Below are 13,446 nucleotides of genomic sequence, written 5' to 3'. Positions count from 1 at the left end.
CCCTTTACTTAAGGAAAAAAATGAAAAATACCGTTTATTATTTTAAATCATAAATTTGACCGTTACAAACTACCTTTTCTACCTTCCGGGGGAAAGTCTTTATTTCCATAGTCTGAATTCGTCTTGAAGAACAGTAAGGGCTGACCATAAATGTAATCAATTTTTCTTTATCCACATCTTCCCGAATCCAGAAACAGGCTCTGCTACCATGCTTTACAGACAGCACTTTGGTTTTATTAAAATTATGAACCAGGACCTCATCTTTTTGATTTTCAAGAAAAGAAAATCCTGTTCTCACCATAAAAAAAATCAAGATAACAGTCATCAGCCCCGTTGAGTTTTTCATATTCATTTTTAAAAGAAATGGTCTCAACCTATAAACCACAACAAACAATAATAAAACCTCAGCTAAATTCATTGGTATTTCCGAAAAAAATAACAGGTCAGCATCCGCAAACCAATGAATGAGTTTCAGTAAAATTTGGATTGATGTATCATAGATCACATTGATTAACATAAAATCCAACTGTAATGCAACGAGAATTGTCATCAAAAATGAAAACACAATAATCAGCTCTGAAAACGGAACGATAATCATATTTGCAGGGATTAACACCAGTGAAAACTGATGAAAATAATACAGAACAACGGGCAGCGTTGCCAGTTGCGCAGAGATTGAAATCGTAACCGTATTAAAAAACAGCTTTTTAAAATAATTATCCTGTCTGGGGAAGTAATTCAACAGAGGCTGATTCAGTAAAAAAATACCCAAAACAGCAAGAAAACTCAGCTGAAAACCAACATCAAAAATCTGGTGTGTATCTCCTGTTAAAATAATCATCGCTGACAGTGAAAGGGAATGAAGAAGGTCCGGCTTTCTCTGAAGCAGTACATACACAAAATACACAGTAAGCATAATGCAGGAGCGCAATACAGAGTTTCCAAAACCAATAAATCCTGCAAACATCCAAATCAGTGTAACACTTGTAACAATGGCATATTTCCTAAAACGAAGCGGACTGAATCTGGTTAATAAAAAGTAAAATATCCCAAATATAACCACAATATGAGTCCCTGAAATGGCCAGCAGATGAACCATTCCTGATTTGTTAAAATCCTGCACAGTTTCAGAATCCATCTCCGTTCTGTCCGCGAGGATAATTCCCTTAAGGAACTCACGGGATTTTGAAGACATTCTGACTTTGTCTATTTTCTGTAATATGTCAAATCTGCGCTGTTGAATTCTTTCATTTATACTCAAATTATTTCTTTCAGCAAAAGAAACTCCTTTAGAAACATAGCACTGATATTCAATATCCTTCCTTTTTAAATACTGTACATAATCAAACTGAAAATCATACTTCGGCGGTTTAGGTTTTGACAGGTAGGCATCTGCTTTATAATAATGATTGAAATCCAGTTCTTTATCACCTTTCGGAATGTATAAAACAACATTAAAATTATTTTTATCTGTATGAACAATCGCTTCATATTTTTTATTCTTCTCCGTAGAATTTAATTTTTTTGAAATCTTGAAAACTACGGTCTCATTTTGATCAACAGCCTGATTACTGATAAAAAAAGTGTTGAAAAAGTGAAGAATTATACCTGCACCAAAAAAAAACAGTCCCAACAATACAGCTTTTACCTTATGTAAAAAGTAAGAATGAAAAAAAAACAAAAGAATAATAATGAGACCCGCAGCAGATACAATATAAATTTCTTTTTTTTCCATCGGAAATTTATCCTGAGAGAAAATTCCAAGGATAAAACAGATAACTAAAATAAGAAGAGGCTGTTTATTCAACTGATACGATTATTGACAATCAAAAAATATTAATTTATTTGATTGTCAGATAACACAGTTTTTGCAGCATTTCCAACTTATATTCATCTTAACAGTCAATTGAGCACCTGATTATTTACTATAAATAAACACTTATACGAAAAATAAAAAACTGCCAAAAATTGACAGTTTTTATATTCTAAAATCATCTTCAATGGAAAATATATTTTTAATTGAAAATTTTCATAAAAGACATTATCTGAAGAAATATCATTCGCTTACACCCCCTTTATCTTATTGACCTTTTAAAAATTGATCTGTAAGTCTTTTGGTTTCCTTTATATACATCCATGAGTCTTTTCCGTAGTCCTCATATTTAAAGCTTCCCGTCTTTTTAGGAACAGCAGGTTCTATTTGTGTGCCTTCATGCCACTCATTGAATGAGGTAATTCCGATAAAATCAGGATGAATTTTTGCAGCGGCATTGAACATTTTTTCGTAGTATATTCCGTTTTCCCTGCTTTTGAAATTGGATTCATTCCACGGTCTTATTCTGGTATCAGAATACCCCGGACCTACGCATGGTATAAACATCAGATGATGGTCTTTTGCATATTGAGAAAGATAAGTCCAATTGGAAACTGTACTGCCGAATACAAATCCTTCGCTGGCAAAGTACGTATAAAAACCGTCAAAGTTTGATTTTTCAAAAAAAGAACCATGTTCTTTTTCAACCCACAACCCGATATAAAGTCCATCCAATTCTGTATTCCGGACGGTCTTCTCTCCATGTACAGAAAGTAATTTTGACCATTCTTCAGGAGATATTTTATAGCTGTCGTAAATGTAATATAATGGTTTTCCATCTTTTCTGTAAAAAGCATGATGGTGAGAATAGGTTTTAACAAGGTAGGAAAGCTGATCTCTGAGTTCGGTAATGTTTTTATAAAAAGGTTCTATATGAAAAGCTATTTTAAGCCCAAACTGATCGGCTATATCAAGATACGCGGTAATACTCTTATCCACAAAAGGATCTTTACCCAGCCAGCTTAAAACAACGACTCCAACACCGGATTCTTTGATCATTTTCATATGCTGTCTAATAATACCGGGATCATTGGAACTGTAATTTCCTAATTCCGGATAAAAATTGGCACCGATATCATCTGCTCCTTTGTAATTTCCCAAGTTATTCCATTTCGGATTGTTCCAATGGGGCAGTATATCATGATTCCAATGATAATATTTCCCGTCAACTGCAGGATTTCCATACCAGCCATAATAAAAAATCTGGACCTGATCCCTGGATTTCTTAGCCTGAGCAATACTTTTCGGCGAAAAACAAATCAATAGAATGAGTACAAGAAAGCTTTTAAAATTCATTATCCTAAAAATTTAAACCTACGAAACCGTGCAAGACCGATTAAATTCTTTTAAAATATAATGCTAAACACTTAAAATCACCTCAGCCGCTTTTTCACTGGCACCTTTCCCGCCAAGCTTTTCTCTTAAAAGGCTGTAATCTGCAAGAACCCGATTTCTTTGCTCCCCTTCTATCATTTTTGTAAGTTCCCCAATCAGATTTTTTGTATTAAGCTCCGTCTGGATAAGCTCTTTTACCACTTCCCGATCCATAATCAGATTGACCAGAGAAATATATTTGATATTTTTCACCAATCTCTTCGCGATGGCGTAAGAAATTTTGCTCCCTCGGTAGCATACCACCTCCGGAACGTCAAGCAAAGCTGTTTCTAAAGTTGCAGTTCCCGAAGTAACAAGAGCTGCCTTAGAACACCTCAACAGGTCATAGGTTCTGTTCGAAACAAAGTGCACGTTATCATCTACATATTTTTGATAAAATTCTTTCGGAAGGCTTGGTGCACCGGCAATGACAAACTGGTAATCTTTGAAGTGAGGTCTTACAGAAAGCATTATTTCAAGCATTTTTTCCACCTCCTGTTTTCTGGAACCGGGAAGAAGTGCTATAATCTCCTTTTCATTCAGTGTGTTTTCTTTTTTGAAATCTTCTATATTGATGTTCTGCAGACTTGAAATAGCATCCAGCAACGGATGTCCCACAAAATGAGAATGCACCCCATGTTTTTTATAAAAGTCCTCTTCAAAAGGAAGGATCACCATCATTTCATCTACATACTTCTTAATGATCTCTACTCTTCCTTCTTTCCAGGCCCATAGCTGCGGAGAAATATAGTAAACTACTTTGATCCCCATCTCTTTGGCAAACCTTGCAATTCTTAAATTAAATCCAGGATAATCGATGAGGATCAAAACATCGGGTTTATTATTTTTGATGTCTTCTTTACAAAACTTGATATTGTTGAGAATTGTCCTCAAATTCATAGCGACTTCAAGAAATCCCATAAAAGCGAGATCCCGATAATGTTTTACCAGTGTTCCACCCTGCGCTTTCATAAGATCACCTCCCCAGAATCTGATATTCGCCTGCGGATCTTTCTGTAAAAGGGCTTTCATTAAATTGCTCCCATGCAAATCGCCAGAAGCTTCTCCTGCAATAATATAATATTTCATTTCTTCCGAAACCTTTATTTGTTTGTAATGACCATCAGCCACCTACCTTGATTTATAAGATGATTTTGAATCATGGGAGATTTCTATGGTAAGGATAGAGAACAAATTAAGATTTACATGATCTTAATTTGTAAATTTGTCCAAAGATAATGATAAAAAATGTCAGAAGAATTTGAAATCCGAAATAAAGTTGCTGAAAGCGGTCTGGTGAATTTCGACCTATCCACTCTGATTCCCAAAGGGATAAGAAAGGGTATTGACCTTAAGGATTTTCTTTTCCAGGAAATGATCCTTAAAGAAAAAGATTTCAGAGAAAAAGTGGATGCCATCAACACAGTAGAATACCAAGATGCTTACATTTATATTTACAATTCTGTGGATACTATTGTTCCGTTATGGGCTTATTTTGTATTGACAGCCAAGCTTACTGATGTTGCTAAAAAGATCGTGTTCGGAAACCGGGAAGATCTTGAAGTGATCATCATGCACAATGCCATTCAGACTTATGATTTTGAAGATATGAGAGGCAAAAGAGTTTTGGTAAAAGGCTGCACGGATAAGGAAATCCCCGAGAACGCCTACATAGAACTTGTTGAACAACTGAAGCCTATGGTAAAATCCCTGATGTTTGGTGAGGCCTGTTCTAATGTTCCTATTGTAAAAAACTAACCGGAAAAATATCAATTTTTCAGCCAAAAAACTTTAACAATATTTGTGAGGTTAAAAGATTTTGTGAATCACATTTTTTGATAACTTTGATTTACTTAATACTTTAAAATAAACACAAACTATGAGTTTAATCGACCTACTTACAGGTAATACCAGCAATCAGGTTGCTGAGCAGGCAGAAAACAAATTTGGAATCAGCAGAAACCAAATCATTGCTTTATTGGCAGTAGCCGCTCCATTGGTTATTTCTTATCTTAGAAACAAATCTCAGGACGCTAAAGAAGCAGAAGCATTAAACAGTGCTCTGGATAAAGACCACGACGGAAGCATTCTTGATGACGCGTCACAAGCCGAAGCAAGACAGGCAGAAGGAGGATCGATTCTTGACCATGTTTTTGGCGGACAGAAAAGTACTGTTGAAAACCAGCTGTCTCAAAATACAGGAATTTCAATTGATAAAATCGGACCTATTCTGGCAATGCTGGCTCCGGTAATAATGGGATACATCGGTAAAGAGAAGCAGCAGAACAATGTAGGAGCAGGAGGTCTGGGAGATCTTTTAGGAGGAATTCTTGGAAATGCATCCAGTCAGGCACAGACTCAGCAGTCTAATCCTCTGAATGACATTTTAGGAAGTGTTTTGGGTAACGGTCAGGCACAGTCAGGAGGAAATCCACTGAATGATATCTTGGGAAGTGTACTTGGCGGAAATGGAGGGCAGCAACAGCAGAGTGGCGGCTTAGGAAGTATCCTTGGAAACATTTTAGGAGGTAAATAATTTAATTTTGTATATAAAAAAAGGCTGAAGATCAATCTTCAGCCTTTTTTATGTTTAGCTCTTCGCTTTAGTTTCAGCAGGAGCACCTGATTTAGAAATACGTCTCGGTCTTCTTTTACCATAGCTTCCTGAATTGATTTTACCTCTTCTTGATTTTCTGTCTCCTTTTCCCATAATGATAAATGTTTTATTGATTTAACACTAAATTATGCAATCTGGTTTAAAACGAAAAATTAAACCTGTTAAAATTTTTATAAAATCTGATCATGAAGGTCGGTACAAAGAACTAAAACACAGCTTTAAACTATTCTTAAGAAAGTCCACTGCCTATTACACTTTCACTGTTTTCCACTTTCCTTTTTTAAACAGAATAAAAGCGAAAATCGTAATTAAAGTTTCTGCTGCAGGAATCGATATAAATACGCCTTTTGGCCCCATTTCAAGATGTTTTGAAAGAAAATAAGCCAATGGAATCTGAAAGATCCAGAACCCGAAAAAATTCACCCAAGTCGGAGTCCATGTATCACCAGCCCCATTAAAAGCGTTAATCATGACCATTCCAATTCCATAGAAGATAAATCCTACGCTCATAATATGTAATGCATTTTTAGCAAAGTCTTTAATTTCCGCTTCCTGCGTAAAAAAGCCTACCAGATAATCTCCGAATAAAAAAAATATCAAACTTACAGCCAGCATGAAGATCACATTATATTTTACAGTTTTCATGACCGCCTGTTCTGCTCTCATCATTTCATTGGCTCCCATATTTTGTCCGACCAGCGTAGAAGCGGCATTACTCAATCCCCAAGCCGGAAGTATAAAAAACATCATCAGCCTCAAAGCCGTCTGATATCCGGCTGAAGCATTCTCTCCTCCGGTAGTTGCAACCAGCTGAGCAAGAAAGATCCAACTGCACGAAGCAATCACAAACTGGAAAATTCCGGGAGTTGCAATTTTTACAATAGACTTTATCTGTTTAAAATCAGGAATGAAATGTGAAAGAGCTATACGGATCTGGGTATCTGCAACCAAAAGATGGTACAGCTGGTAAACAACCCCGATACTCCTTCCTATTGTAGTAGCTAAAGCAGCTCCGGTAAGACCCATGGCAGGAACAGGTCCAAAACCTTTGATCAGAACAGGACAGAGAATAATATTGACAATATTGGCAATCCACAGGGACTTCATGGCAATGGCAGCATTTCCTGCACCTCTGAAGATTCCATTGATCAAAAACAGAAGCATAATAATGACGCTGCTTCCCATCATGATTCTGGTAAAATCTTTTCCGTAAGCTGCGGCCTCTGGCTTTGACCCCATCAGTATCAAAATTTCTTCCGCATAAATCACACCGAACAAACTCAGAATAAAAGTGATGATAAATGACACCAGTATAACCTGTGCTGCACTTCTGGAAGCCTGTTCAGGATTTTTTTCACCAATTCTCCTCGCTACCAATGCAGTTGCGGCCATACTCATCCCAATAGCAATGGAATACATTACCGAAAGTACGGATTCGGTTAAACCAACAGTTTGAATCGCATACCCGCTTTCTTTCAAATGCCCCACAAAATACAGATCGACCAATGCAAAAACAGATTCCATAGCCATTTCAAGCATCATGGGAATAGCTAAAAGAAGAACCGCACTTCTGATCGTTATTTTCGTGTAATCTACATCATCACCACTGAATGCCCTTTTAAAGAACTCTATATATTTTGTCATTTTCTAATCAATAATTATCTGATTTTCAAAAATACAAATTCAATTCTTATAAAAAATTAGTTACTCATATCAAAAAAATAATTTAGATTTGTATATTGTTAAAATGAATCTTATGAAAAAAATAATCTCTACTGCCTTTCTACTTGTAATCTCAGTATCTGCTAATATGCTTTCTGCTCAGATGCTTAGCAAAGCTCAGATGCAAGCTATTCAGTCTGACAATGTTGCTTCATTTAAAAAGAACTTTCAGAAAGCAGATTACGAAAAATGTCTTCCACTTAAGGACGAAACCTTCAGTGCGTTAGGCTTCAGTTCACTTTATGGCAGAAATAACATTGTAAAATTTCTTCTTGAAAACAAAGTGGATGTTAATAAGGAATGTAACGGTAAATCTCCGCTTGCATTAGCAAAATTAGGAAAGAAAGAGGAAACTGTACAGCTATTGATACAAAAAGGCGCTGCTAATAATTAAAAAGCCCTCAAATAATATACAAGACTTCCGAAAGGAAGTTTTTTTTGTTTATAAAAGCTGCAAAAATCTTATCTTTGCACCCGGAATTTATGGTTGAAAAACGAATGCTTAACAAGCTCAACCCTAAATCTTAAACATTGAACCTTAAACAAATAATTATGTTTCGATCACACACGAACGGAGAATTATCTCTGAAAAATCTTAATGAAGAAGTTACACTTTCCGGATGGGTACAGACTATCCGTGATAAAGGATTTATGATTTGGATAGATCTTCGAGATCGTTACGGAATTACTCAATTGGTTTTTGATCAGGACCGTTCTTCTGCCCAACTGATGGAAGAAGCTAAAAAACTGGGACGTGAATTCGTGATTCAGGTAACGGGAAAAGTAATTGAAAGAGTAAGCAAAAATCCTAATATTCCAACCGGAGAAATCGAAATTTTAGTTGAAAAACTATCAGTTCTTAATGAATCCCAGCTTCCACCTTTTACGATTGAAGACGAGACGGATGGTGGTGAAGAATTAAGAATGAAATACCGTTATCTGGATATCAGAAGAGCTCCTGTAAGAGACAAATTGATCTTCCGTCATAAAATGGCGCAAAAGGTAAGAAATTATCTTTCAGACGAAGGATTTATCGAAGTGGAAACTCCGGTTTTAATTAAATCTACTCCGGAAGGAGCGAGAGACTTTGTAGTTCCAAGCAGAATGAATCCGGGACAGTTTTATGCACTTCCACAGTCGCCACAGACTTTCAAACAACTTCTGATGGTAGGAGGCATGGATAAATATTTCCAGATCGTAAAGTGTTTCCGTGATGAAGACTTGAGAGCCGACAGACAGCCGGAATTTACACAAATCGACTGTGAGATGGCCTTCGTAGAACAGGAAGACATTATGAATGTGTTTGAAGGCATGACGAAAACATTGATTAAAGATATTACCGGACAGGAATTTGGAGATTTCCCGAGAATGACTTTCGCTGATGCGATGAGAAAATACGGAAATGACAAGCCTGACATCCGTTTCGGAATGGAGTTCGTGGAACTTAACGAGCTTGTCAAAGGAAAAGACTTTAAAATATTCGATGATGCTGAACTGGTTGTCGGAATCAACGTAAAAGGATGTGCTGAGTATACCAGAAAACAGATCGACGAACTTGTTGACTGGGTAAAACGTCCGCAGATCGGAGCGTCAGGAATGGTATGGGCTAAATTCCAGAATGACGGTGTGAAAACATCTTCTGTGAACAAATTCTACAATGAGGAAGACCTAACGAAGATCATCGAAAAATTCGGAGCGAAAGAAGGCGATTTAATGCTGATTCTATCCGGAGACGAAAATAAGGTAAGGGCTCAGCTTTCAGCTCTTAGAATGGAACTTGGAAATCGTTTGGGACTGAGAAAAGGAGATGTATTTGCTCCTCTTTGGGTTGTAGACTTCCCATTATTGGAATTCGACGAAGAAAGTGGACGTTACCACGCTATGCACCACCCTTTCACTTCTCCTAAACCGGAAGATATCCATTTACTGGAAACAGATCCGGGTAAAGCAAGAGCCAATGCATATGATATGGTTCTTAACGGAAATGAAATCGGCGGTGGTTCTATCAGAATCTTCGACAAAGATCTTCAGTCGAAAATGTTTGATCTTTTAGGATTTACAAAAGAGGAAGCAGAAGCGCAGTTTGGATTCCTGATGAACGCGTTTAAATACGGAGCACCTCCTCACGGTGGTTTAGCTTTCGGATTTGACCGTTTGGTGGCTATTCTTGACGGAAACGAAGTGATCAGAGATTATATCGCATTCCCTAAGAATAACTCAGGACGGGATGTAATGATCGATGCTCCCGCATCTATCGCTGATGCCCAGCTGGACGAATTGGAAATACAATTGAATTTAAAAGCATAGATTGAAAGCGGAGATTTTTCTCCGCTTTTTTATTACAAACATGAAGAAAACTCATTGATTTACTTTGTATTAGTTTTTAATACATGTATTTACGCTCAGGATTATCTTGATAAGACCCCGGCCCGCTATTTTACTAATTTAGTCCAGAACAGACATGAAGACGAGAATTTAACGTCTAAAAATAAAATTAAAAAATTGTATCTTATTGATGAGATTAAAAAAGATACCTCATCTGTAAAAGTATTCAATAATAAAGGTCAACTAAGTGAAGGAATTGAATACAGCAATGGTCAGAGAACGAAAAAATGGACTTACACCTACCCGGAAAATGCCAAGGTCTTCTCAATCTACGAATATAAGAATGGTATTCCCGATAAAGTTCCCAATGAAGTGTGGACTTGGGAGTATGATAAAAACAAAAATTTAGTTTCACAAAAAACGGTATATAAACGCGGTACTGAACTGGTCAATCAATATAACTATGATCAGAATCACAATATGACATCAAAATTATACTATGCCAGTAAAAAACTGATCAATTCTACGCTTTACAAATACAATAACAACAACCTTTTAACAGAACTTATCAAAAGAAATCATTCCAATGTGAATGCAAACGAGACCATTGTATCAACAGATACAGCAACTTATTTTTATAATGATAAAAAAGAATGTTATGAAATTATTTACAGTAATGGTAATACAAAAAACATTTATAACTTCACCTATTCAGATGGAAAATTAACGGGTGAAGACCGTACTTCTTTTGATAATTCTAATGGAAATATAAGATACATGTATAAAGGAAATCTTCTGACCAACATTATAGAAAGTGTTGACGGAAAAGGAACAGCCGATACAAAAATAGATTATGATACCAAAGGGCGAATATCCAAAACTGAAACTTATAATGACGGAGGTCTGGTATTCAGATACTCATTTACAAGAAATGATCAAACCCGATTAGTTCAGGAGTATACTTACGATGCCTATAATTTCCGTAAAACCATCATTAGAAAAGAAAATGGTATCCTTATCTCAAATTATAAATATTCATTTGAATACTATTAAATACTCATATAAGTTTTACTAATACTTTCATCCCTTCTATATATATATTATGTACCCGTATTTTATATTTTCATTAGACAGATCACGAATCTAAAAAACATAAAAACACAATGGATTTCAACAAATTAACTCCAGAATTACAGGTCAGCAACATCAATCAATCGAAACTTTTTTATGTAAAACAACTTGGATTTATTATAGAATTTGAAAGAGAAGAGGATCGGTTCGTACTGATTTCTTATGAAGGTTCCCAATTTATGCTCGAAGAAGATCATCCGGAAGCATGGATTACAGAGCCACCTGTTTATCCAAGAGGAAGAGGAATTAATTTCCAAATCGAAGTCAGCAGTTTAAGCATGATCACAGCAAAAATTAAAGAATACAATCTTACTTGTTTCAGAGAACCTAAAGAACAATGGTACAGAATAAATAATCAGGAAGAAGGGGTTAAAGAGTTACTCATTCAGGACCCTGACGGATATCTTTTAAGATTTCAGGAATATCTTGGTCAAAGAGATTACAAGGGATAAATTCCGAGAAATAATAAAGCAGAATTAATTTAGATTAATGAAAGAAAAACAAAAGCCTAAAATTTGGGAAATCCTAATTGGCTTCATAGGCTTAATAGGGCTATTCATGTTATTTCATGGAATGGGAGGAAAAATAAAAGGAACGAAAAGAATAAGCCCATTTAACGCCGACTACTTTGTCGGAGGTCTCTGCATATTAATTCCCATATACTTTTACATTTTTTCCAAATTTAAAAACGAAGAAGGTTTTTCTCTAAAGAACTTCAACAGAAAACTTGTTATTACAGATATAAAAAAATACAGAATTTCCGGAGAAATAGATTTGAGTAAGGCAGTAATAGAAAGTTTTGTTTTTGGGATAGGAAAGACACAGAATGACTATGTTAACATTTTCTACAATAAAGTTGATATTGAATTTGTAAAAACCAAAATTACTGTAGAATATACTGGCGGAGTTGCTCCAGCAACTGTAACAGCATTTACAAATATTGATAAAATAACTTTAACAGAAATTTTTCAGAAGCAGCAATCTTCAGCAACAATTTACTTTGACAAATATATCCCAACCGATTATTATCTTGATTTGGAATTTTTAGAGGGTTGGGAAATACAAAATGAAAGCGGGAAGTAAATCCCGCTTTTTTTATTTATAGAAATTTAATTCATTTTTATGATTTGCTTCCGACCGGGTCCCGTAGAAAGATAAGTAATGGGGACACCCAGCTCATCATTCAGAAAAGAAAGAAAAGCTTTCAATTCTTCGGGTAGGTTCGCTGAATCTTGAATAGCAGTAATATCTCCTTCCCAGCCTTTCATCTGTTTTAAAACCGGATGGGCATTTTCAGGAAGTGTTCCTGAAGTTCGGGCAATATTCCCATCTTCAAGCTCATAATGGGTACAGACCTCCACTGATTTCATACCGCTTAAAACATCTGCTTTGGTCAGTATTACCTGAGTAACTCCTGTGATCATAATGGCATATCTTAAAGCGGGAAGATCCAGCCAGCCAATCCTTCTTGGCCTTCCGGTATTGGAACCGTATTCATTCCCTTTTATTCTGATCTCTTCTCCCAGTTCATTAAAAAGTTCTGTCGGAAACATCCCGTTCCCCACTCTGGTGCAATATGCCTTTGCAATTCCGAATATTTCACCTACTTTTTTAGGGGAAACACCCAATCCTGTACAGGCCCCGGCAGCTGTGGTCGACGAAGAAGTGACATACGGATAAGTTCCATGATCAATGTCAAGCATCGCAGCCTGAGATCCTTCTGCAAGGACTTTTTTACCATCGGATAAAACGGTATTCAGAAATAACTCAGTGTCTGTGCGGGCAAATTTTTTCAGAAAATCTATGGCTTCAAAAAATTCAAGGCTGATTTCATCTAAGGAAGGGAGCACTATATCGTTGCCTGCAAGCAATCTGTAATCCCTCTGTAAAATATGCTCTACTCTATCCTTAAAATCAGGAGAATCAATGTCTCCTACTCTTAAATTCTGTCTCAAAATCTTATTGGAATAAGCCTGGGCAATACCGTTTTTTGTGGTTCCGATTGTTGTATAGTCCGGATTTTCTTCCATAAAGATGTCCAGAAGTTTATGTGTTGGAAGAACCAAATGAGCTTTTTGGGAAATGATCAGATTTTTTTCAGGCTCAACAGTTCCGTCAAACTGTCTGAGGTTTAGAATTTCTTTTTTCAAGCTAACAGGATCAAGTACCGTTCCCGTACCGATTACATTCTGAACATCTTTCATAAAGATTCCTGATGGAAGAGATTTCAGGGTAATTCTTTTTCCGTTACGTTCTATGCTGTGTCCTGCATTTGCCCCACCATTAAATCGGGCTGTGATATCATAGTCCTCACTGATAAGATCAATAAATTTTCCTTTTCCTTCATCGCCCCACTGAAGTCCTAATACAATGTCCATATTCATACTTTACATTTTTTATAGTG

The 13,446-nt window shown here is 36.2% G+C and carries 13 protein-coding genes; 7 read left to right on the top strand and 6 right to left on the bottom strand.

The window, feature by feature from the left end; all coding sequences use genetic code 11:
• Positions 1-37 precede the first annotated feature (37 nt).
• The 3 genes from IW16_RS16620 to lpxB all read right to left on the bottom strand — a co-directional run bounded on the left by IW16_RS16620 (position 38) and on the right by lpxB (position 4,336).
• The gene (locus IW16_RS16620) at positions 38-1,735 is read right to left on the bottom strand and encodes a ComEC/Rec2 family competence protein (RefSeq protein ID WP_228376953.1); all 1,698 of its coding nucleotides are present in this window, start codon (positions 1,733-1,735) and stop codon (positions 38-40) included.
• A 345-nt stretch (positions 1,736-2,080) separates the two neighbouring features.
• Positions 2,081-3,169 carry a glycoside hydrolase family 99 protein gene (locus tag IW16_RS16615; RefSeq protein WP_034746776.1) on the bottom strand — a complete coding sequence of 363 codons (1,089 nt, stop codon included), beginning with the start codon at positions 3,167-3,169 and terminating at the stop codon, positions 2,081-2,083.
• Positions 3,170-3,232: 63 nt separating this feature from the next.
• On the bottom strand, positions 3,233-4,336 hold the full coding sequence (gene lpxB, locus IW16_RS16610) for a lipid-A-disaccharide synthase (protein WP_034746774.1): 1,104 nt from the start codon (positions 4,334-4,336) through the stop codon (positions 3,233-3,235).
• Between the two features lie 159 nt (positions 4,337-4,495).
• Between lpxB and IW16_RS16605 the strand changes: the two genes are divergently transcribed.
• Positions 4,496-5,005 carry a DUF2480 family protein gene (locus IW16_RS16605; RefSeq protein ID WP_034746772.1) on the top strand — a complete coding sequence of 170 codons (510 nt, stop codon included), beginning with the start codon at positions 4,496-4,498 and terminating at the stop codon, positions 5,003-5,005.
• Positions 5,006-5,126: 121 nt separating this feature from the next.
• On the top strand, positions 5,127-5,783 hold the full coding sequence (locus IW16_RS16600) for a DUF937 domain-containing protein (protein ID WP_034746770.1): 657 nt from the start codon (positions 5,127-5,129) through the stop codon (positions 5,781-5,783).
• Positions 5,784-5,837: 54 nt separating this feature from the next.
• Here IW16_RS16600 and IW16_RS26170 read toward each other — a convergent pair whose 3' ends face one another.
• Entirely contained in the window at positions 5,838-5,957 is a 120-nt protein-coding gene (locus tag IW16_RS26170) for a 30S ribosomal protein THX (protein ID WP_073175515.1), read from the bottom strand.
• Between the two features lie 156 nt (positions 5,958-6,113).
• Complete coding sequence (locus tag IW16_RS16595; RefSeq protein WP_034746768.1) at positions 6,114-7,508, bottom strand: MATE family efflux transporter; 1,395 nt, start codon at positions 7,506-7,508, stop codon at positions 6,114-6,116.
• Positions 7,509-7,620: 112 nt separating this feature from the next.
• On the opposite strand from IW16_RS16595, the gene IW16_RS16590 reads away from it, so the two are divergent.
• The 5 genes from IW16_RS16590 to IW16_RS16570 all read left to right on the top strand — a co-directional run bounded on the left by IW16_RS16590 (position 7,621) and on the right by IW16_RS16570 (position 12,125).
• Entirely contained in the window at positions 7,621-7,980 is a 360-nt protein-coding gene (locus tag IW16_RS16590) for an ankyrin repeat domain-containing protein (RefSeq protein WP_165571988.1), read from the top strand.
• A 158-nt stretch (positions 7,981-8,138) separates the two neighbouring features.
• The gene (gene aspS / locus IW16_RS16585; protein ID WP_034746764.1) at positions 8,139-9,893 is read left to right on the top strand and encodes an aspartate--tRNA ligase; all 1,755 of its coding nucleotides are present in this window, start codon (positions 8,139-8,141) and stop codon (positions 9,891-9,893) included.
• 54 nt (positions 9,894-9,947) lie between these two features.
• Positions 9,948-10,964, top strand: coding sequence for a hypothetical protein (locus tag IW16_RS16580; protein ID WP_034746760.1), 1,017 nt, complete (start codon positions 9,948-9,950; stop codon positions 10,962-10,964).
• 110 nt (positions 10,965-11,074) lie between these two features.
• On the top strand, positions 11,075-11,494 hold the full coding sequence (locus tag IW16_RS16575; RefSeq protein ID WP_034746757.1) for a bleomycin resistance protein: 420 nt from the start codon (positions 11,075-11,077) through the stop codon (positions 11,492-11,494).
• A 37-nt stretch (positions 11,495-11,531) separates the two neighbouring features.
• Positions 11,532-12,125, top strand: coding sequence for a hypothetical protein (locus IW16_RS16570; RefSeq protein ID WP_034746754.1), 594 nt, complete (start codon positions 11,532-11,534; stop codon positions 12,123-12,125).
• A 26-nt stretch (positions 12,126-12,151) separates the two neighbouring features.
• On the opposite strand, the gene IW16_RS16565 is transcribed toward IW16_RS16570, so the two are convergent.
• A complete protein-coding gene (locus IW16_RS16565; RefSeq protein ID WP_034746751.1) occupies positions 12,152-13,426 on the bottom strand; it encodes an adenylosuccinate synthase in 1,275 nt (424 codons plus the stop codon).
• Positions 13,427-13,446: the final 20 nt, after the last annotated feature.

Source organism: Chryseobacterium vrystaatense (genome assembly GCF_000737765.1).
In the GTDB taxonomy this organism is placed as follows: domain Bacteria; phylum Bacteroidota; class Bacteroidia; order Flavobacteriales; family Weeksellaceae; genus Chryseobacterium; species Chryseobacterium vrystaatense.
This window is presented reverse-complemented; position numbering and strand designations above follow the sequence as displayed.

What these genes read in the sequence shown, in the direction of transcription:
- IW16_RS16620 (WP_228376953.1), bottom strand. Translation starts at nt 1,735, where the DNA reads ATGGAAAAAAAAGAAATTTATATTGTATCTGCTGCGGGTCTCATTATT.
- IW16_RS16615 (WP_034746776.1), bottom strand. Translation starts at nt 3,169, where the DNA reads ATGAATTTTAAAAGCTTTCTTGTACTCATTCTATTGATTTGTTTTTCG.
- lpxB (WP_034746774.1), bottom strand. Translation starts at nt 4,336, where the DNA reads ATGAAATATTATATTATTGCAGGAGAAGCTTCTGGCGATTTGCATGGG.
- IW16_RS16605 (WP_034746772.1), top strand. Translation starts at nt 4,496, where the DNA reads ATGTCAGAAGAATTTGAAATCCGAAATAAAGTTGCTGAAAGCGGTCTG.
- IW16_RS16600 (WP_034746770.1), top strand. Translation starts at nt 5,127, where the DNA reads ATGAGTTTAATCGACCTACTTACAGGTAATACCAGCAATCAGGTTGCT.
- IW16_RS26170 (WP_073175515.1), bottom strand. Translation starts at nt 5,957, where the DNA reads ATGGGAAAAGGAGACAGAAAATCAAGAAGAGGTAAAATCAATTCAGGA.
- IW16_RS16595 (WP_034746768.1), bottom strand. Translation starts at nt 7,508, where the DNA reads ATGACAAAATATATAGAGTTCTTTAAAAGGGCATTCAGTGGTGATGAT.
- IW16_RS16590 (WP_165571988.1), top strand. Translation starts at nt 7,621, where the DNA reads ATGAAAAAAATAATCTCTACTGCCTTTCTACTTGTAATCTCAGTATCT.
- aspS (WP_034746764.1), top strand. Translation starts at nt 8,139, where the DNA reads ATGTTTCGATCACACACGAACGGAGAATTATCTCTGAAAAATCTTAAT.
- IW16_RS16575 (WP_034746757.1), top strand. Translation starts at nt 11,075, where the DNA reads ATGGATTTCAACAAATTAACTCCAGAATTACAGGTCAGCAACATCAAT.
- IW16_RS16570 (WP_034746754.1), top strand. Translation starts at nt 11,532, where the DNA reads ATGAAAGAAAAACAAAAGCCTAAAATTTGGGAAATCCTAATTGGCTTC.
- IW16_RS16565 (WP_034746751.1), bottom strand. Translation starts at nt 13,426, where the DNA reads ATGAATATGGACATTGTATTAGGACTTCAGTGGGGCGATGAAGGAAAA.